The organism is Pseudoalteromonas sp. S8-8 (assembly GCF_000497875.1).
GTDB lineage: Bacteria > Pseudomonadota > Gammaproteobacteria > Enterobacterales > Alteromonadaceae > Pseudoalteromonas > Pseudoalteromonas arctica.
The window spans coordinates 143,773-162,790 of sequence record NZ_AUTR01000020.1 but is presented as its reverse complement, the minus strand read 5'-3'; the positions used below and the strand labels follow the sequence as shown (position 1 = coordinate 162,790).

The 19,018-nt window shown below is 37.4% G+C and carries 14 protein-coding genes; 9 read left to right on the top strand and 5 right to left on the bottom strand.

Annotated elements, in window-relative coordinates:
- Positions 1–206: 206 nt before the first annotated feature.
- Positions 207–2,936 (top strand): response regulator, encoded by a 2,730-nt coding sequence (locus tag L659_RS0105570; RefSeq protein ID WP_024589879.1) that lies wholly within the window; start codon positions 207–209, stop codon positions 2,934–2,936.
- A 228-nt stretch (positions 2,937–3,164) separates the two neighbouring features.
- Here L659_RS0105570 and pntB read toward each other — a convergent pair whose 3' ends face one another.
- From pntB to L659_RS0105550, 4 genes are all read right to left on the bottom strand, one after another.
- A complete protein-coding gene (gene pntB / locus L659_RS0105565) occupies positions 3,165–4,559 on the bottom strand; it encodes a Re/Si-specific NAD(P)(+) transhydrogenase subunit beta (RefSeq protein WP_024589878.1) in 1,395 nt (464 codons plus the stop codon).
- Positions 4,560–4,569: 10 nt separating this feature from the next.
- Positions 4,570–6,108 carry a Re/Si-specific NAD(P)(+) transhydrogenase subunit alpha gene (locus tag L659_RS0105560; RefSeq protein WP_024589877.1) on the bottom strand — a complete coding sequence of 513 codons (1,539 nt, stop codon included), beginning with the start codon at positions 6,106–6,108 and terminating at the stop codon, positions 4,570–4,572.
- Between the two features lie 118 nt (positions 6,109–6,226).
- On the bottom strand, positions 6,227–7,246 hold the full coding sequence (adhP, locus tag L659_RS0105555; protein WP_196812465.1) for an alcohol dehydrogenase AdhP: 1,020 nt from the start codon (positions 7,244–7,246) through the stop codon (positions 6,227–6,229).
- A 58-nt stretch (positions 7,247–7,304) separates the two neighbouring features.
- Positions 7,305–8,696, bottom strand: coding sequence for an NAD-dependent succinate-semialdehyde dehydrogenase (locus L659_RS0105550; protein ID WP_024589875.1), 1,392 nt, complete (start codon positions 8,694–8,696; stop codon positions 7,305–7,307).
- Between the two features lie 386 nt (positions 8,697–9,082).
- On the opposite strand from L659_RS0105550, the gene L659_RS0105545 reads away from it, so the two are divergent.
- From L659_RS0105545 to L659_RS0105535, 3 genes are all read left to right on the top strand, one after another.
- On the top strand, positions 9,083–11,374 hold the full coding sequence (locus L659_RS0105545; protein WP_081709140.1) for a PAS domain S-box protein: 2,292 nt from the start codon (positions 9,083–9,085) through the stop codon (positions 11,372–11,374).
- A complete protein-coding gene (locus L659_RS0105540; RefSeq protein WP_024589873.1) occupies positions 11,364–11,978 on the top strand; it encodes a response regulator transcription factor in 615 nt (204 codons plus the stop codon). Before L659_RS0105545 ends, L659_RS0105540 begins: the two co-directional genes overlap by 11 nt.
- A 221-nt stretch (positions 11,979–12,199) precedes the next feature.
- Entirely contained in the window at positions 12,200–13,882 is a 1,683-nt protein-coding gene (locus L659_RS0105535; protein ID WP_024589872.1) for an EAL domain-containing protein, read from the top strand.
- On the opposite strand, the gene L659_RS0105530 is transcribed toward L659_RS0105535, so the two are convergent.
- Positions 13,879–14,787, bottom strand: a complete 909-nt coding sequence (locus L659_RS0105530; protein ID WP_024589871.1) for a 1-aminocyclopropane-1-carboxylate deaminase/D-cysteine desulfhydrase — start codon at positions 14,785–14,787, stop codon at positions 13,879–13,881. The two genes, L659_RS0105535 and L659_RS0105530, sit on opposite strands and share 4 nt — an antisense overlap.
- Positions 14,788–14,863: 76 nt before the next feature.
- On the opposite strand from L659_RS0105530, the gene L659_RS0105525 reads away from it, so the two are divergent.
- From L659_RS0105525 to mshL, 5 genes are read left to right on the top strand one after another with little or no spacing between them, the layout of a single operon-like run.
- Complete coding sequence (locus L659_RS0105525) at positions 14,864–15,787, top strand: hypothetical protein (RefSeq protein WP_024589870.1); 924 nt, start codon at positions 14,864–14,866, stop codon at positions 15,785–15,787.
- On the top strand, positions 15,784–16,383 hold the full coding sequence (locus L659_RS0105520) for a PilN domain-containing protein (RefSeq protein ID WP_225305713.1): 600 nt from the start codon (positions 15,784–15,786) through the stop codon (positions 16,381–16,383). The genes L659_RS0105525 and L659_RS0105520 overlap by 4 nt, the downstream gene beginning before the upstream one ends.
- Positions 16,380–17,075 (top strand): hypothetical protein, encoded by a 696-nt coding sequence (locus L659_RS0105515; protein WP_010553778.1) that lies wholly within the window; start codon positions 16,380–16,382, stop codon positions 17,073–17,075. Before L659_RS0105520 ends, L659_RS0105515 begins: the two co-directional genes overlap by 4 nt.
- Positions 17,053–17,376, top strand: coding sequence for a hypothetical protein (locus tag L659_RS0105510; RefSeq protein ID WP_007586318.1), 324 nt, complete (start codon positions 17,053–17,055; stop codon positions 17,374–17,376). Before L659_RS0105515 ends, L659_RS0105510 begins: the two co-directional genes overlap by 23 nt.
- Positions 17,360–19,018: a pilus (MSHA type) biogenesis protein MshL gene (gene mshL, locus L659_RS0105505; protein WP_024589868.1), complete on the top strand. Its 1,659-nt coding sequence runs from the start codon at positions 17,360–17,362 to the stop codon at positions 19,016–19,018. The genes L659_RS0105510 and mshL overlap by 17 nt, the downstream gene beginning before the upstream one ends.

The following is a 19,018-nucleotide window of genomic DNA, read 5'->3' as shown; positions in this document are numbered from 1 at the left end:
GACCTCGTTTTTACGGGGTTTTTTTATACGAGTTGTGTAGTGAGGGCAACCCAGAACTATCAATGAATATCGTCATTAAGCAATAAAATGAAATAGTATTAGTAAACATGTTAAATTATGGTGGTATTTACATTTTATTTAATTGATATATATATCGTTAACACTTACCATTAAAGGACTTTCACCTTGATTACACAATGAGAAACATGAAAACTAATATCTTATTTTTATTTCTTGTTTTTCAATTTGTGAGTCCAATTTCAAACGCTCAATCTTCTTCAAATGTTACTCATGTTTTATTTATAAATTCAACAAACCAAGATATGCCTTGGCACAAAAGTGTTGATTCTGGACTGCGTAAAAAACTTATAGAACGTTCTTTTAGTTATGAACTCTTCGTTGAAAATATGGATGTAAACCGATTCGATGAAGCAAATCAAAAACAGTTAATGAAGGACTACCTCAAACAAAAATATAAAAATAAGCACATCGATATCATTGTTACTCAGTCTCCTTCTGCTGCAGTACTTTTATCGCAATTAGATGACTTTTTTATAAATGCTCCAAGAATATATTTGGAACCAGGCGCTCAATTTAGTTTGCCTAAAAATACTAACGGAGCAGTGATCCAAGCTAAATTAGATTACGCGCAAGCAACAGCAAGCGCTGTTAATTTAATGAAGCCTAAAAAATTAATCGTTATATTAGATACAAAAAACGATATTGGAATGAGCTTTTATCGAGGGCTCTTTTCGGTTATTAACCGTGACTTTTCGTATTTAGACGTAGAGAAGTGGTTTGATCTTTCAATGCCAGAGCTGCTCACTAAAGTAAAAAATGCGCCAGATGATTCAATTATATTGTTTACTCCCATTTTCAGGCATTACGACAATAAATCCCTTAGCCCTTATCAGCTCGTAGAGCAATTAGCAAAAGCAAGTTCTGCGCCCGTTTTTAGTTATTGGGAGGTACTATTAGGCTCAGGTGTTGTTGGTGGATATGTGTTGTCGGGTGAAAAAATAGGCGAACGTATTGCCGATTCGATAATTTTATACAATGAAAATAAAAGTTTAAGTGAAATCAGTGGTGAAGGGCTAAGTGTTTACGCTTATGACTGGCGTCAATTAAACAAGTTCGATATAGCTCCACAAAGCTTGCCAGAAAAGTCGATCATATCTTATTACGAGCCAACCTATTTTGAGCAAAATAAAACATTAATTTACAGCGCTACTGCGATTATTTTTATTCTTAGCAGCTTTTTAGTTTTCGTATTGTTTTTAAATCAACGGCGCATTCAACTTTTAAAAGAGCTTGATGAAGAAAAGCAAAGATTAGAGTCTCGCGTTGATCAGCGTACTGAAGAACTGTTGCAAGGCAAAGAAGAGGCCGAAAAGCTGACATCCGCTAAGTCTGAATTTTTAGCAAATATGAGTCATGAAATTAGAACCCCTATGAGTGGGATTATTGGCTTAACCAACATTTTGCTCGAAAAAGGTTTGCCCGGGGAATATGAGCATTATTTAAATAAAATTAAATATTCTTCAGATCAACTCCTTGTAGTTATTAACGATATTTTAGACTTTTCAAAAATTGAGTCTGGAAATATTAACCTTGAGGAATTTCCTTTTTCTGTAAATTCGGTTGTTGACTACATCAAAGCAACTTTTGATGAGCTAGCTCAAAGCAAAGGGATCACATTTGATATTGTCATTGGTAAAGAGGTTAAACTCGATTTAATAGGTGATGTAGTTCGAATAAACCAAGTACTGCTAAATTTATGCTCTAACGCAATTAAATTTACTACACAGGGCTTTGTATCGGTATTAATAGAATCAAAAAGATCGTTAGCTGATCCTAAGAGCGTTTGTTTGTATTTCATTGTTAAGGATTCCGGTATTGGGATTGCCGAGCAAAGCCTTACCGATTTATTTGAATCTTTTACTCAAGCTGACAGCTCTACAACCAGGAAGTTTGGCGGCACAGGTTTAGGTTTAACTATAAGTAAGCGTTTATGCCAATCGATGGGTGGGGATATAACGGTAAAAAGTACTCAAGGTATAGGTAGTGAATTTATAGCTTCGATTAAGGTGAAATTGAATAACCAAGCGTTGATTGATAACACTCCCGACCTAACTTTTACTGATTCGTTTGAGGTATTAATTATAGATGATAATGAAGATGATCTTAAGGTAATTGAAAATCAGCTAACGGCTATGGGGCTAGTATGTACGGCCTGTCAATCTGCTAAACAAGCTATTGATATTATTGAACACAATAAAGATAAATTTAAAGTTATTATTGTCGACTGGGCAATGCCATCAATGAGTAGCGAAGCTTTTTTAATACGCATTTTCAATATTAATCCTCAACTTTATAACAACACGATTGTGCTTATAATGAGTGACGAAAGTTTACTTAATAATGCAGCCAAAAAAGTAAGTATAAAAACTATTTTGCAGAAACCTGTATACACGAGTGTTTTGTATGAGGCGATTGAAAGTAAAGTAGTAGACTCTCTTAATGAAGTTCCTATAGTAAACACCGTAAGTGAAGCGTCGCTGGCAGGTATAAAAATATTGGTTGTGGAAGATAACTCGATCAATAAACTAATCGTTACAAACATACTAGAGAAGGCTGATGCTCAAATTTACTTGGTCGACAATGGATTAGAATGTATTCAAGCCGTGAAATTACAATTGTACGATATTATTTTGATGGATATTCATATGCCTATTATGGACGGGGTTGAGGCGAGTAAAATTATTCGTAGCGATAGTGACAAAGCAATCGCAAATATTCCAATAATTGCTTTAACAGCTAATGTTATGAAAGATGATATTACACGATACTTATCCATTGGCATGAACGCCCATGTTGCAAAGCCTATTAAAGCGCAAAATCTACGTGAAACTATAATCCGCTGTTTAAATAAATAGCTGAGCCATTAAAGTGATTTAATAATTATATATATCAAATGCCTGTCGTAATATCTCCCGTTGCTTGAGCCTGTTTTGAATAACTTAAAATAGAATTTGACTCAAAGGTTTAATAGGTAGTTTAACTAGTTATAATCACGGCAATTAAGCGGATCTCAAAAATATAAAATCTAAGTAATGCAAAAATAACAAAGCCATGGAATCCTCCACGGCTTTGCAACGTTACTTTTATAGTGCAGCAACAACTTCGACTAACGTGTCTTTGGCATCTCCAAAGAGCATTTGTGTATTATCTTTAAAAAACAATGGATTTTGTACCCCAGCATAACCAGTTGCCATACTGCGCTTTAAAACGATAGACGCTTTACCATGCCAGCATTCAAGTACTGGCATGCCGGCGATAGGGCTATTTGGTTCATCAAGTGCTGACGGGTTTACAATATCGTTTGCACCAATCACAAGTGAAACATCAACTTGTGGAAAATCGTCGTTTACTTCATCCATTTCAAAAACAATGTCGTAAGGAACTTTAGCTTCAGCTAATAATACATTCATTTGTCCAGGCATTCGTCCTGCAACAGGGTGTATTGCAAAGCGCACGTTAATGTCTTTTTCACGTAATTTACTTGTGAGTTCAGAGACTATTTGCTGCGCTTTTGCAACGGCCATTCCGTATCCAGGAATAATCATTACTTCTTTTGCGCTCATGAGCAGCTCTGCTGTTTCGATTGCACTGATTGTTAGTACTTCACCTTGTTCTTGATCCCCTGCAGGTAAAGCTTTTACATTGCTACTACCGAATCCACCGGCAATGACTGATAAAAAATTTCGGTTCATAGCTTTGCACATTATATAGCTCAAAATAGCTCCGCTTGAACCAACTAATGCACCAATTACAATGAGTAAATCGTTATTTAGCATAAAGCCTGTTGCGGCAGCGGCCCAGCCTGAATAACTATTAAGCATAGATATAACAACCGGCATATCGGCACCGCCAATTGCCATCACCATATGAATACCAAAAACTAAAGCAAGCGCTATCATAATAATCAGTGGGAACATGCCGTTACCAACAGCAGACTGCACAACGAATTGCTGCCCAAGCCACGCTACAGCAACTAATAAAACAAGGTTAAATATGTGTCGCCCTGGTAGTGTTAAAGGTTTACTGCCTATTCGACCAGATAATTTACCAAAAGCGGTAATTGAACCTGAAAATGTAATAGCACCAATTAAAACACCTATATAGGTTTCAATATCGTGAATGGTCAAATCAATTCCTGAAAAATGACTAGAAGCATCCGCAAAGTTAGCATACCCAACCATTATAGCCGCGAGTCCGACTAGACTGTGCAAAATAGCAATCAGCTCTGGAATTTCAGTCATTTGCACTCGTTTTGCTACAAGTAAGCCAATACTGCCACCCACTAATAATGCAATCATCAACTCAATATAATTATTGGTAACAACACCTAAAACAGTCGCCAAAAGCGCAATAACCATGCCTGAAATACCATACCAATTACCTTTACGGGCAGTTTCTTGATTGGATAGGCCGTTTAAAGCCAAAATAAAAAGAACCATCGCAGCAATGTATGCCACGGTTACAATACCAGTACTGATCATGACAACCTCACTTACGGAACATTTTGAGCATGCGATGTGTTACAGCAAAGCCGCCAACAATATTAATACTCGCAATTAACACGGTAAAAACGGCAAACCATTTAATGGTGTCGTCTGTTGAGCTTATTTGAATTAAAGCACCGATAACAATAATGCTTGAAATGGCATTGGTTACACTCATTAAAGGCGTATGTAGTGCAGGCGATACACTCCAAATAACCATATAACCTACAAAGCAGGCTAAGACAAAAACGGTAAAATGAGACATAAAATCAGCGGGTGCAACGCCACCAAGCCCAAGCAATGCTAATGCACCGATAGCGGCGCCAATTATAGGCCCAAATACCGATTTCTTTTTCTCAACAATAGTGGGTTTAGGTTTAGGTGTAGCCGCAACCTTTTTAGGGGGGGCAGATAGTGTGGGCGCTGGTGGCGGCCAAGTTGTTTTTCCTTCAGTACATATAGTTGCACCTAAAACAACGTCGTTTGTCATATCAACAAAGAGTTTGCCGTCTTTTTCTGGGGTCATTTCGGCTAACAGGTTGTATAAGTTATTACTGTATAATTGGCTCGATTGTGCAGCAAGGCGACTTGGTAAATCGGTGTAACCAATAATCGATACACCATGGCATACGGCAACCTTACCCGGAACTGTTAATTCACAGTTTCCACCTTGTTCGGCTGCAAGATCGACTATTACGCTGCCGCTCTTCATTGATGCAACCATCTCGCTGGTGATCAACTTAGGCGCTGGTTTTCCGGGTATGAGTGCGGTAGTAACAATTATATCAACGTCTTTAGCTTGCGCTGCAAACAATGCCATTTCGGCTTCGATAAATTCATCGCTCATTACTTTAGCGTAACCGCCTTCGCCTGAGCCGTCTTCATCTTTAAAGTCGAGCATTAAAAACTCAGCGTCCATGCTTTCAATTTGCTCTTTTACTTCAGCACGCGTATCAAATGAGCGAACAATTGCGCCCATACTTTTTGCAGCCCCAATAGCGGCTAAACCAGCAACACCGGCACCAATTACAAGTACCTTGGCGGGAGCAACTCTTCCTGCCGCTGTAATTTGTCCGGTAAAAAACCGGCCAAAATGTTGAGCTGCTTCTACAATTGCACGATAGCCTGATATGTTGGACATTGAGCTGCGGGCATCCATTTTTTGTGCCCGAGAAATACGAGGAATGCTATCTATTGCAATGGCGGTGATACCACGCTGAGTTAAATCTTTTAGCATCTCTGGGTTTTGTGCCGGCCATAAAAAACAGATTAATGTTTGTCCGCTTTTTAGTAATGTATTTTCATCACCTTCAGGTGCTTGTACTTTTAGTACAATATCAGACTGTGCCCATACATCTTGTGCTGAGTTAACTATTTTACAACCAGCTTCACCATACGCATCATCGGCGTAATTAGCCGCCATTCCTGCACCAGTTTCAATGACAACATCAAAACCAAGCTTTGTTAATTTACTTACTACATCAGGGGTCGTCGCGACTCGTCGCTCGCCAGTGTGGATTTCTTTTGGAACACCAATTTTCATTGTCGAACCTCGATTTAAATGCCATGAAGAGGAATTAATATGTATCTAGGCGTTATGGAATTAGCGATACGATGAAATATGTTATTTACTAACATGAATCCACCGTATTTATTACTGTTTAAAGTGTAAAATCAATAACTACACGAGATGGTACTTTGCCATGTTCGAGTCTTTCAAATATTTCATTAATAGCGCTTAAAGGCTGTAATTCAATATCCGCCTTAACTTTGCCTTGTGCCGCAAAAGCGAGCGCTTCGGCCATATCTTTGCGGTTCCCAACAAATGATCCTTTAATAGTGATGCAATTTGCTACTACATCAAATAATGGCGTCGGAAACTCACCAGGCGGTAAGCCAACTAAAACACATGTACCGTGTTTACGGGTCATATTAACCCCTTGCTCAAATGCTGGTAGGGAAGGAGCCGTAATCAGTACGCCATGGGCGCCACCTTGCGTTATTTCTTTGACGGTGTCTGCTGCATTATCTGTTTTAGCATTTACGACTGCATCGGCGCCAAGTAAGGTTGCGTGTTCAAGCTTACCGTCATCAATATCTATAGCACACACTTTAAGACCCATCGCCTTGGCATATTGAATCGCTAAATGACCAAGTCCACCACAACCTGAAATTGCTACCCACTCACCTGGTTTAGCATCGGTTTCTTTAATACCTTTGTAAGTTGTAATACCAGCACAAATTATAGGGGCCGCTTGTACTGCTGATAAGCCATCAGGAATAAGTGCAACGTACTTAGGATCGGCAATAATATACTCGGCAAAACCACCATCTTTAGTGTAGCCACCAAACTCAGCATCAGGACATACTGGTTCATAAGCACTTAAGCAAAATTCACAGTGTCCACAAGCTGAATATAGCCACGGAACACCGACTCTATCGCCTACTTTTACGCTTGTAACACCTTCGCCAATTTTGGTAACTAGCCCAATGCCTTCATGGCCAGGAGTAAATGGTGGAGTTGGTTTTAATGGCCAATCACCGTTTGCTGCATGTAAATCTGTGTGGCATACACCGCAGGCTTCTGTTTTAACTAATATTTGCCCTGCATTAGGTGATGGAATATCTAAATCGCGTAGAACTAAAGGTTTGCCAAATTGCTCAACAACGGCTGCTTTCATTTTGTTATTCATAATCGTTCCTATTAATATTTAAGGGGTTTTTATTAAACTGCGCTATTTAAAATGGCGCATCAATGTCAACAACGTCGATTAGTTTGTGGTTAACAAACTCTTTAATACCCAAGCCAATTAGTTCACGACCATAACCAGAACGGCGAACACCACCAAATGGTAAGTCGGCTTTTACCATCGTTGGATGGTTTACAAACACCATGCCGGTAGATATTTTTTTGGCAACTTCTAAGCCATGATCAGGGTTTGACGTAAATACAGAGCCACCTAAGCCAAATGGAGAGTCGTTCGCAATTCTAATTGCGTCATCTTCATTTTTTGCACGAAATAACATAGACACAGGACCAAAGAATTCCCAGTTGCGAGCCGGATTATCTTCGCTAATATTCTTTAAAATAGTGGGTTGTACAAAGGCGCCTTGACTAGGTACTTTAGGACCCACTTCAGTGGCTGTTGCACCAAGCTTGATCGCTTCGTTAATTTTAACTTTTAGTTCATCAGCTGCACCTTGTGATGACAATGGCGCCAAAGTTGTAGTGGGATCAAGCGGATCACCTGCTTGCAACTTAGCAATACCAGCAGTATAAAGTTCAACAAACTCATCATAAACTTCATCTTCGATGATCATTCGTTTAGACGATACACATACTTGCCCACCGTTCCAGTGACGACCAAATACTGCCCAATTAACCGTTTTTTCCATTTCAGCGTCAGCAAGTACAACAAATGCATCTGCACCACCAAGCTCTAATGTAGACTTTTTAAGTGCTTTACCAGCGGTAGAAGCAACGATTGCACCAGCGCTTTCAGAACCGGTAAGTGCAACACCACGAACTAATGGATGAGAAATGATCATTTCTGTTTGGGAATGTGCGGCGTATAGGTTTTTAAAAGCGCCTTTTGGCAGACCAGCTTCGAGCATAAGTGCTTCAAATGCTGCTGCACATTGTGGAACAATACCCGCATGTTTTAGTAGCATAGTGTTACCCGCTGACAATTGCGGCGCAATAATACGAGCAACTTGATAATACGGAAAATTCCATGGCTCAATGGCAAGCAATACACCAAGTGGTTCATGGATAATAATTGCCTCGCCCTCAGCTGGATCTGCAACGGGTAATTTTTCTGATGCGAGAAGTCTCTCAGCATTATTCGCGTAGTACTCTAAAATAGCTGCGGATAATTCAACTTCAGCCTTTGCTTCTGATGTTATTTTACCCATTTCTAAAGTTAATAAGTTGGCGTAACTAACTACATCTTTACGTAATAAGTCAGCCGCTTTTTGCATTATTTTAGCGCGAGAAGAGAAAGGTGTTTTTTTCCATGATTGAAATGCAGAATCGGCATTTTCTATTGCTTGAGTAATTTCAGCATCAGTAGCATCAGGAAAAGTTTTTATAACCTCACCTGTATATGGATTTGTTGTTGCATAGCTCATGATAATATCCTCAGTTAAATTAAATAAGACTCTTATTTTAAAATTAATAACGCTTAGAAGCTGCGTGTATAATTATGGTAAAACAAGTACTAAAGTGAGGCTATTCGTGGTGTTACGTAAATACATGTGGGAATCCACATCTTGAAAGTATAACTGTTTGATTTATTTATTTTTAATCACTCAGTTAATCCTTGACGCGGATGGGAGTGATAACGGATTATAAAATAATGCAGTGCGTAGTGGGTAAACGCACTAGTTATTAATCAACGAGGCGCTAGTTTAAATTCATCATGAATTACAGTGATAAAAAATCGAAAGTATTTTCCTCATCCCAATTAGCTATTTTATTGTACGCAATAATGGTAGGAATACTGGTTACGTGTTTAATGATTTTTGTAGTATTTCATATAGATTCCCAAGAGCGAATCCATATTGAACGAGTAACGCAAAATACTGCCCAAGGTATTAAAGCACTGCTTAAAGATGATTTGGAAGGGCGAATAACATCACTGTCAGAGTTATCTAAGTTGTCTTCTATATCAAGCGATATGCCACAAGGTGATTGGGAAGTAATCAGTAAAACATTGTACGATTCGCAACATGGCTATCAAGCCATAGGTTGGATTGATAGATCATTACATGTGCGAAGAATAATACCAAAGCAAGGTAATGAGATCGCCATCGATTTTAATTTGGCATTAAATCTGCCTGCATTGTTAGCCGCAATAAAAGCACAAAATACAGAACAAGCAGTCGTCACAACACCTTTGCAATCTATTTATGGTGGAGAGGGTATCGGAATATATATTCCTGTTTTTAACACCAATAAAAAACTAGAGGGTTTTATTGCAAGTGCGTTGATTTTTGAACCTTACATTAAGACAGTTGTACCTGCATTTTTACTTAAGGAATATCATTTTACGCTGTTTATTGATGGGCAAAAAGTATATTCAGATCAAACAAATTCATTTCCTGTTACAAGCATTTGGGATAAAAAAGCATCCTATGATTTACAAGGTCATAAGTGGGAGATAAGCATATCGCCCAGTGATGAGTTTTTGTATATTGCTCACTATAAAATCATGAGAATTTTAATTTCACTTGGTATTTTTATTGCTTTTTTAATTGTGTTGGCTGCTTATACTTATTTATTTGCACGCAGTAAAATAAAAGACGGGCGTTATAAGATTGAATATTTATTAAAAAATCTTCCCGGCATGGCATATCAGTCTTTTAATACTATGAGCTGGCCTATGATACTGGTTAGTGATGGGTGCGAAAGTTTAACTGGTTATTCTCGAGCTGAGTTTAAAAAAAATAGAATGCTGTGGAGGGAAATAATACATTCAGGTGATTATGAGCGAGTACAGGCGTCACTTACAGAGGCTGTCAAAGAAAAACGCTCCTTTGAACTTGAATATAGAATTAATACCAAAAATAGTGGGATCAAATTAGTGTGGGAAAAAGGAGGACCGGTTAGTTCTATTTTTAATGGTGAAGTTATTATTGAAGGATTTATTAATGATATTACCTCTATTAAGCAGGCTGAAGCTGACCTAATTAGTAGTTATGCTTTCTCTGATGCGGTAGTAAATTCAGTTGTTGAAGCCGTTATTACCATTGATCAATACGGGCTTATACAAAGTTTTAATTTTGCTGCGCAAGCTATGTTTGGTTATGCCTCAGATGAAGTAAAAGATAAAAACGTAACAATATTAATGCCTACATCATTTAGTAAAAACCATGACCAGCATTTAGCTCAATATTTAAAAACGAAGCAGACGCATATTATTGGTGTGGGTCGTGAGCTTGTAGCTAAGCATAAAGATGGCACAACATTTCCAATTCACTTATCTGTAAGTGAAATACAGAATCATGAAAGTACAATGTTTGTAGGTTTGATTCGAGATATTACCAAGCAACGTGCGTCAGAAGACCAAGCCCGGCTTCATACTGAACAATTAGCGCATACCGAAAGGGTCAATGCATTGGGTGAAATGGCAGCAGGAATTGCACATGAAATAAATCAACCTCTGACGGCTATTTCTCTTTTCTCTCAGACGGCAAAAAACTTTTGTGAGAAAGGGAGGTTTGACAAACTCCCCTTAATATTTGAAAAACTAAGTTTACACTCTCGTCGAGCGGGAGCCGTTATTGAGCGTATGCAGTTAATGACCAAAAAAGGGCAACGATCAAAAGAAGTCATTGATTGTATATTTTTAATAAAAGAAGTAACAAACCTAGCAGAATCAGAAGCGCGACTTCGCAATATTACTGTCAGAATAATTACATGTGATGAACAAATTGATGTGTTTGTTGATCGGGTGCAAATAGAGCAGGTTATTCTTAATTTATTACGCAATGGTATGGAAGCTATGCAGTTAAATGCTTATAAAAATGATTCAAAAATAGAGCTCGAAATAAAATTGAATGAAGATAAATATGTTGAGATATCAGTGGCTGATACCGGTGTAGGGTTACCTGAAGAAATTAGAGAGAAGTTATTTAAACCATTTTCATCAACCAAAGAAAATGGCACAGGCATCGGTCTATCTATATCTAAAAGCATTGTTGAAGAACATGGTGGGCATATTCACTTTTATGACAATAAGCCAACAGGAGCTATTTTTATGTTTACTTTGCCAACACATAATAGAGGAGTCGTTTATGAGCGATAAGCAAAGCGTTTTTATAATTGATGACGATGAAGGTATTCGTGAAGGGCTTGAAATACTACTAGACTCTATTGATATTGACGCTCAGAGCTTTAGTTCAGGCGCTGCGTTTTTGGATGTATATAATGAAACCATGGCTGGTTGCTTAGTATTGGATATACGTATGCCTAAAATGAGTGGTTTAGAGCTACAACAAAAACTTAAAGATTTAAATTGCTCATTACCAATAATATTTATTACCGGGCATGGTGATATCCCGATGGCTGTAGAAGCGATGCGTTTAGGAGCAATTGATTTTATTAGAAAACCATTTAATGAACAGCACTTGATTGACCGTATTAATGAGGCATTGGTACTTGATGAAAAACAACATGAAAAATCACTCGATAAGCATAAAAATAAGATTAATGTTGAATCGTTGTCGAGTCGAGAACGTGAAGTGTTTGAACGAGTGACTGATGGGGCAATGAATAAAGTAATCGCGTGCGATCTTAGTATTAGTGAACGCACCGTTGAAGTTCATCGCTCTCATGTAATGGAAAAATTAGGTGCTAAAACACTCGCTCAATTAGTGCGAAGTAAAATTATGTATGAGCAATTAAATTAATTATCAGTCCATCTATTTAATAATGTTGAAATGACACAGACTTTTAAACAGCCCCCATGTAGGCTTTTATCTAATACCTAACTAATTTAAACTATTATGTCTCGTTTATCAGAGTGTTTTTTGTTTAGCGCTATTAATAAATGTTTAAACTTGCTTTACGACCTTGTACTTCTATAGATATTGAACAACACTTTAGTTAATAATTTAACGGGTGGCAGGCTATGCAAAAGAGTAAACTCTGGCTTTTAAAGTACTTCAAAGGTATCTTTTTTGTCTTATTTTTAATGATACTTGCTAGTTTTAATTTCGTTTTAAATGATGCATTACATCAAAAAGTTCATGCTTCTGGCCAGCAGTTCGTTAAATACGTTTACGAGCTGAATTTATCTCCTTCTATAAACAATAGAGTGTTGGCCGCATTAGCTAAAAGTGAAGGTTTTGTGTTGGAGGTGCCAGAGCCTGCAGAGCATTTTAGGCATTTAGTGAATATAGAGCGCGAAGTTTTTTCTTACAAAACATTAAGTTTGGGTCTCTATCACTATCCTGCTTGGGTAACACAAAGTTACTTATTTATATTGCTAAACTTGATTATATTAGGCGCCGCTGGCTGGTCTTATCGTTGGTGGGGCTTATTGAATGTAAGCCGTAGAATTACGCCCAAAAATACAATGATACAACCTACTAAAATTATTAAACAAAAACAAAATAAAATACGATTAATTAAACAAGTAAAAAAATGCGAATTAAGTTCGTTGTATGGGGTTAATAGAGCATCACATAGCTTATTTTTACTCATTGAATGTGACTTTGACAAGAAAACCGATAAAGAAGCTATTTTTAAAGTGTTAATCACTAGAAAATTGACTGAATTTAAAGATGTGTCGGTAAAAATACTAAATTCCAGTTACTTGGCCGTCACCTTGCCACATATACTTACTCCCGAGTTAGACAGCTACGTTGAAAAGCTCCATCAGAGCGTGTTTTTACTATGCCAAAATTATCAAAAAAGTATGACTCATAAAAACATTAAAATAGGTGCGTGCGACTATCGATTAGGCGCAGATAAAATTGCGGTTTATCAGTTAGCAAAATCAGCACTTATGCTATCGCAAAACAGCTCAGTACAGCACTCTCACCGCTTAGCGTTAAATTACTGTCAAGAAAAACCACTTTCTAGTAAGCAAGTTATCGAAAATATTAAAAAGAACAAATTTATATTATTCTTCCAGCCTTTATTTGAGCTCTCTAGCGGGGAAATTTTAGAACATGAAGCTCTTATTAGGGTTAGGCATAGCCAACTTGGTTTACTAGCTGCTCGTTATTTTATTAATCAGGTTTATAGTAATCAAGACGCTTTAATATTAGATAAAGCAGTAATAACACAAGTTAAAAAGCTAATGCTCAGTGAGTCTTCGGCTTTAACAGTTAGTGTAAATCTACACCCTAAAAATTGGTTTAATAATGTATTTTGGGAATGGTTACCTAGTCAAATAGCAGAGCTTAAATTAAGTACTAAATTACAATTTGAAATAAGTGAGACCGAATTTTTTATTCATAGAGAATCGATAACTAATGCACTAAATATAATTAAAAAAAGCCGTTCACAAGTTGTGATTGATAATGTAAAAAGTAGTGAAAAAGTAGCTGTATTAGCTAATTATAACCAAGTATGCGGGCTTAAATTATCATACGAACTAATTCATTTATTAAATGAAAAAACTCAAAATCAAAGGCAAATAAAAAAGATAGTTGAAGCCGCAAACCTTTTAAATTTACCTGTGTATGCAGTTGGCGTAGAGACTCAAAAAGAGTTGTTTACGCTTGCCAAATTGGGAGTGGTGGGAGCTCAAGGGTTTTACTTTTCAGAGCCACTTCAAGAGTTTACGCAAGCGGTATTTAATTAAATTAACCCTCTATATTTAAGTCCATTCAAGCCCTGAAGCCCGCCAGTATGAACCGCAATAATTTTACTCCCAGATGGGAAATAATCTTGCTCGATAAGTTGCCACAATGCATACATCATTTTTCCGCTATAAATAGGCTCAAGCGGTAGATTATGTGTGCGGCTCATATCTTGGCAAAACTGCCATAACTCAGGTGAAAACTTACCATAGCCACCACCATGAAACTCTGTGAGTAACTGCCAGTTGTTTTGATTATTAGCTTTAGCGCTCAGCTTTTTTATTTCTTCATTTAAATAATTAGCTTGTTTTAATACTGCTACACCAATCACTTGTGTTGTTGAAGCACTGCCTTCTATTAATCCAGCAAGCGTGCCACCACTACCGGTAGGGCACACTAAGTAGTTATGCTCAGGTAAGCTTTGTACTAACTCTTTACATCCTAATAAGGCGTGCTCGTTTGTACCACCTTCAGGAATAATATAAGCATTTGGAAAGCGCTCTTGCAGTGCATTAAGGTAATCGGTGTCGTGGCGTTTTCGATACTCTATACGATTAACTACATGTAGGTTCATACCACAATGTTTTGCAAATTGGATTGTTGGGTTGTTGTTATCCAGTTCAGGTCCGCGAATAATCGCGCGAGTTTTTATATTAAATTCTTTTCCGGCAGCTGCACAGGCGTGAATATGGTTTGAAAACGCACCACCAAAAGTCAGGAGTTCTGTTTTATTTATCTTTTGCATGTACGCTAAATTATATTTTAATTTACGCCATTTATTGCCACTTATTAGCGGATGGAGCAAATCATCACGTTTTATACCTAAATAAATATTTCTCTTTTTTAGAAACGAGCTATCTATTTGTTGAATATAGTTATTTTCATCTATTTTGAATGTTTCATGCATTTTGTTGGTTTTCAATTTGGCAAAGTAGTTAAAATGTACGACACTTATTTCATACATAATTAACAATAGTAGCTATATGAAAGAAAAGCTGTTTTCATGGTTAAATCGTAGTTTAGATCCAAATACAGCTATTGGTGTTGCAACTTACGCAGATACTGTTAACGCAGTATGTTTAAAAAAACAACGCGACCAATGGATGGTTCACAGTTCTCACAGTGTAAATGTGTCTGAGCAAACCGATTATACCGCTGCAATTGTTGCTTGTACAAATGAGGTTTCTACTGATATTTGTGCCGTTAATTTAGTCATACCGCACTACTTTTATCAAATAGTGCAAATGGATAAACCAAACCTTAGTGATGAAGAAATTATTCAGTCACTCCCTTGGACTACAAAAGATTTAGTTGATATAGCTTCTGAAAATATTGTGGCTGATTTTATCGATTATCCAATAACATTACCGATGCAAAGCAGCAAAATGAATGTGTTTATTACGAATAAGCTGCAACTACTTCCGTTTATAGACAGTTTTGAACAAACTAAACCTGTTTTGCGTGCAATGACCTCTGAAGAAATGGTTTTAGTTACCTTGTTTGGCTCATACAAAGAGGCGCATATGCTGATTGTGCAACATGCTAATCATGAACCTCGAATCTTAATTATTCGTGATGGGCAATTAGTATTAGCTAGACGATTAAATGGTTTTTTAGGTATTTCTGATAAAGATCAAAATCAAGAATTGATAGAAGCGTTAGGATTAGAAATTCAGCGTTCTATGGACTTTTTTGAAAGCCAGCTCAAGCAACCACCAATTCGCAGCATTCAGTTACAGTGCGATGATTTATCTTCATTAACTCTTAGAGCCGGGCTTGCAGAGTTTTTACAAGTAAAAGTTGTAGATTTTGAGCCTAACTTAGAATTAGCGCAGCAATTAGAGCCAAATTTTTATTATGCGCTTGGGGCAGCCTATCAATTAACAGATCCTGAGTCTGTGCTATGAAAACCCGGATTAACTTTTATCAAAAAACCTTACGCGTACGGCGAGACCCAGTCCCTTTGTCTGGAATGATTACGTTGTGGTTAGGTGCGCTATTAATTATTGCAATCACGTGGGCTTTTTACAGTTATAAAACATATTCTAGTGAGCTTGATTTAGAACAAAATAGGCAATACCTCAAACAAGGAAAAGCTCAGTTAGAAGTTGTAAAACAGCAGTTAGCAGAGAAGCAAAATAAAACACTCTTTATTAATGAGCTAAAAACACTTCAGCAAGAGGTTTTGCACAAGCAGCAAATATTTAGCTATTTAGAGCAAAGTTCAGATCAGTCTGCAACCGATTACGCACAGGTAATGCACGATTTAGCGAAGTATCATGAACCTAATATTTGGCTGACCCACATTAAGTTTGTAGGGCAAAGTGTGACGCTTCAAGGTCAAACATCGCAATCAAAATTCTTACCAATTTGGTTTGATAATTTAAAACAGTCGCCATTTTTTATTGATAAAGAGTTTTCAGTTTTAGAGTTATCTACGCAAGCAGGTGTGAGTGAATTTAATGTAGCGACAGACCTTAGTGATGAGGGCGATAAACCATGAGCCAAACAACAAGTAGCCAGAATAATAAAAATAAAGGTTGGCCATTATGGGTCAAATACCAAGCTCAGTTTGCATCGCTGCAAAAACGTGAGAAGTATTCCACCTTATTTGTTGGTTTGTTTATAGTGATTTACCTCGGTCTCTGGTTCGTTATTTTTCCACAGCAAGATGAAGTTGCCAACATACGTTCAAAGCACAATACAACGCTGCAAGAGTTACAGCAGATAAATGCGCAACTCTCCATGTTAAACCAAGCACTAAACTACGACTACACTAAGGTTTTACGCGGTCAAATTGCGCAAACCAGAGATGAATTAGCCGAAATAAATAATCAACTTAATAGTTTTAGCCAAGGCTTTGTAGCTGCTAAAAATGTACCTGCCGTTTTAAAAGATTTGCTCGTAGATAGTAGCGACGTAAAAGTGAGTAGCTTTAATGTAAAACCAGCACGGGCTATCGATGTAGAAAAACTAGGTGAACATGATACGCAAACATTATTTTTTGAGCATCAGATGGTAGTTACTTTGCAAGGTAGCTACTTTAGCTTACAAAAATATTTAGCCGCATTAAAAAATAATCAAGATAAGTTATTAATACAAGAGTTTAGTTATCAGGTACTAGAGTACCCTCAGGCTGAATTAACTTTACAAATTGCTACAGTGAGCGCTAATGAAAAATTTATCGCGTTATAGTATTTGTACTTTGGCTTTTTACATTATTGCGCCGAGTGCGCTTGCGCAACTTCGCGATCCGACTCAGCCAAATATGTTTGTGAGTAACAATAGTCCAGTTAAGCAAAGTACAGAACTTAAATTGCAATCTATTATTAAAAACAGTACAGCATTTAAGGCCATTATTTCAGGCCATATTTATCGAGTTGGTGATGCTGTAGATGATTTTCGGGTGCTAAGCATTAACTCAAAACAGGTTGTGTTAGCAAATGATGATAAACAAATAAAATTAGAATTATATGACTATGAAATTAAAAAATAATTTATCTCATCCGTGGCTTGTTCTTCTATTGTTACCTACATTTTTAACTGCGTGCCATAGCTTTAAACCAGGTAAAGAGGTTAAAAATCATATAGAGCAAGAGTTATCTGAAAGACCTACAGAGACTAAAGTAATTGTGCCTTTACAAATGCCAAGCGAACTTACACAAAGCTTATTGTCATCTATAAATAATGAGCAAACTATAAGTGATGATTTATCTATCAAGCGTTTTGATGTCGCTGCAAATGATGTTGAAATAGGCGCTTTTTTTGCAGGCTTAACAGACGATACCCCTTTTAGTGTTGCTGTGCATCCTGAGGTAAATGGCACAATTAATTTAAATCTTAAAAGCGTTACGTTTAATGAAGTCATTAATGTTATTAAGCGTATGTATCCTTTAGATATTGTTAATGAAGGACGAATTGTACAAGTACTACCAGCCAAAATGCGCACAGAAACAATACCTGTAAATTATTTAATGATGCAGCGCCATGGTCAGTCTACAGTGAGTGTTGTTGCTGGTGGGGTTAGTCAATTTGCACAAAGTGGCAGTGGTTCGAGTGGTTCAAGTTCAGGTAGTAGTAACCAGCAAAATAGTGAGTTTGGCGGCGATAATCAAAGCTTAGATTTAAACGGTTCTCGAATCCAAACAATTAATAAAAATGATTTTTGGAAAGAATTAGAAGTCGCCCTTAAGTCTTTAATTGGCGCAAGCGATGGGCGCTATGTTGTTGCAAGCCCACAAGCTAGTTTGGTAACCGTAAATGCATTACCAAGCGAAATTAGTCAGCTAAAAGAGTTTTTACGTCAAAGCCAAGAAAACCTGCAACGCCAAGTTATTCTAGAAGCGAAAATAATAGAAGTAACCTTAAAAGATGAGTACCAACAAGGTGTCAACTGGGAGCGCATAGCCAGTGGTTTAGAAGGCGGTATTTCGTTTGCTACAACAGCGGGTTCTACAATTAGTAATAGCATTTCGGCTGCCATTGGCGGAGCGTCATCGCTGACAATTCAAAAAGGTGACTTTAACGGGGTTATTAATTTGCTAGAAACCCAAGGTGATGTGCAAATGTTATCCAACCCTCGCGTTACGGCTACAAACAACCAAAAAGCAGTTATAAAAGTAGGGCAAGACGAATACTTTGTTACCAATGTATCAAGTACGACGGTAACAGGTACTGCTACAACTACCTCGCCTGAGATTGATTTAACGCCGTTCTTTTCTGGTATTGCCCTTGATGTAACGCCGCAAATTGACAAGTACGGCTCAGTTATTTTGCATGTTCACCCTTCAGTAACTGAAACAGAAGAGCAGCTAAAGGTAATTACTTTAGACGATCAACGTTTTGAGTTACCTCTAGCGCAAAGCAACATTCGAGAGTCAGATACCGTTATTCGCGCTCAAAGTGGCGAAATAGTGGTTATTGGTGGTTTGATGCAAACGTCAACACAGGATGAAGAATCAAAAACACCCGTGCTGGGTGATATCCCCATATTTGGCAACTTATTCAAAAGTATTCGTAAACGCCAAGAGAAAAAAGAACTAATTATTTTAATCAAACCAACCGTTGTTATGCCCGATACTTGGAAAAAACAACAAGGTGAAAGCCGTCAGCTTTTAAAAACATGGTATGAAAACTAA

What these genes read in the sequence shown, in the direction of transcription:
- L659_RS0105530 (WP_024589871.1), bottom strand. Translation starts at nt 14,787, where the DNA reads ATGCATGAAACATTCAAAATAGATGAAAATAACTATATTCAACAAATA.
- L659_RS0105550 (WP_024589875.1), bottom strand. Translation starts at nt 8,696, where the DNA reads ATGAGCTATGCAACAACAAATCCATATACAGGTGAGGTTATAAAAACT.
- L659_RS0105525 (WP_024589870.1), top strand. Translation starts at nt 14,864, where the DNA reads ATGAAAGAAAAGCTGTTTTCATGGTTAAATCGTAGTTTAGATCCAAAT.
- L659_RS0105520 (WP_225305713.1), top strand. Translation starts at nt 15,784, where the DNA reads ATGAAAACCCGGATTAACTTTTATCAAAAAACCTTACGCGTACGGCGA.
- L659_RS0105510 (WP_007586318.1), top strand. Translation starts at nt 17,053, where the DNA reads ATGAAAAATTTATCGCGTTATAGTATTTGTACTTTGGCTTTTTACATT.
- L659_RS0105540 (WP_024589873.1), top strand. Translation starts at nt 11,364, where the DNA reads ATGAGCGATAAGCAAAGCGTTTTTATAATTGATGACGATGAAGGTATT.
- L659_RS0105545 (WP_081709140.1), top strand. Translation starts at nt 9,083, where the DNA reads ATGATTTTTGTAGTATTTCATATAGATTCCCAAGAGCGAATCCATATT.
- L659_RS0105570 (WP_024589879.1), top strand. Translation starts at nt 207, where the DNA reads ATGAAAACTAATATCTTATTTTTATTTCTTGTTTTTCAATTTGTGAGT.
- mshL (WP_024589868.1), top strand. Translation starts at nt 17,360, where the DNA reads ATGAAATTAAAAAATAATTTATCTCATCCGTGGCTTGTTCTTCTATTG.
- L659_RS0105515 (WP_010553778.1), top strand. Translation starts at nt 16,380, where the DNA reads ATGAGCCAAACAACAAGTAGCCAGAATAATAAAAATAAAGGTTGGCCA.
- L659_RS0105560 (WP_024589877.1), bottom strand. Translation starts at nt 6,108, where the DNA reads ATGAAAATTGGTGTTCCAAAAGAAATCCACACTGGCGAGCGACGAGTC.
- L659_RS0105535 (WP_024589872.1), top strand. Translation starts at nt 12,200, where the DNA reads ATGCAAAAGAGTAAACTCTGGCTTTTAAAGTACTTCAAAGGTATCTTT.
- adhP (WP_196812465.1), bottom strand. Translation starts at nt 7,246, where the DNA reads ATGAAAGCAGCCGTTGTTGAGCAATTTGGCAAACCTTTAGTTCTACGC.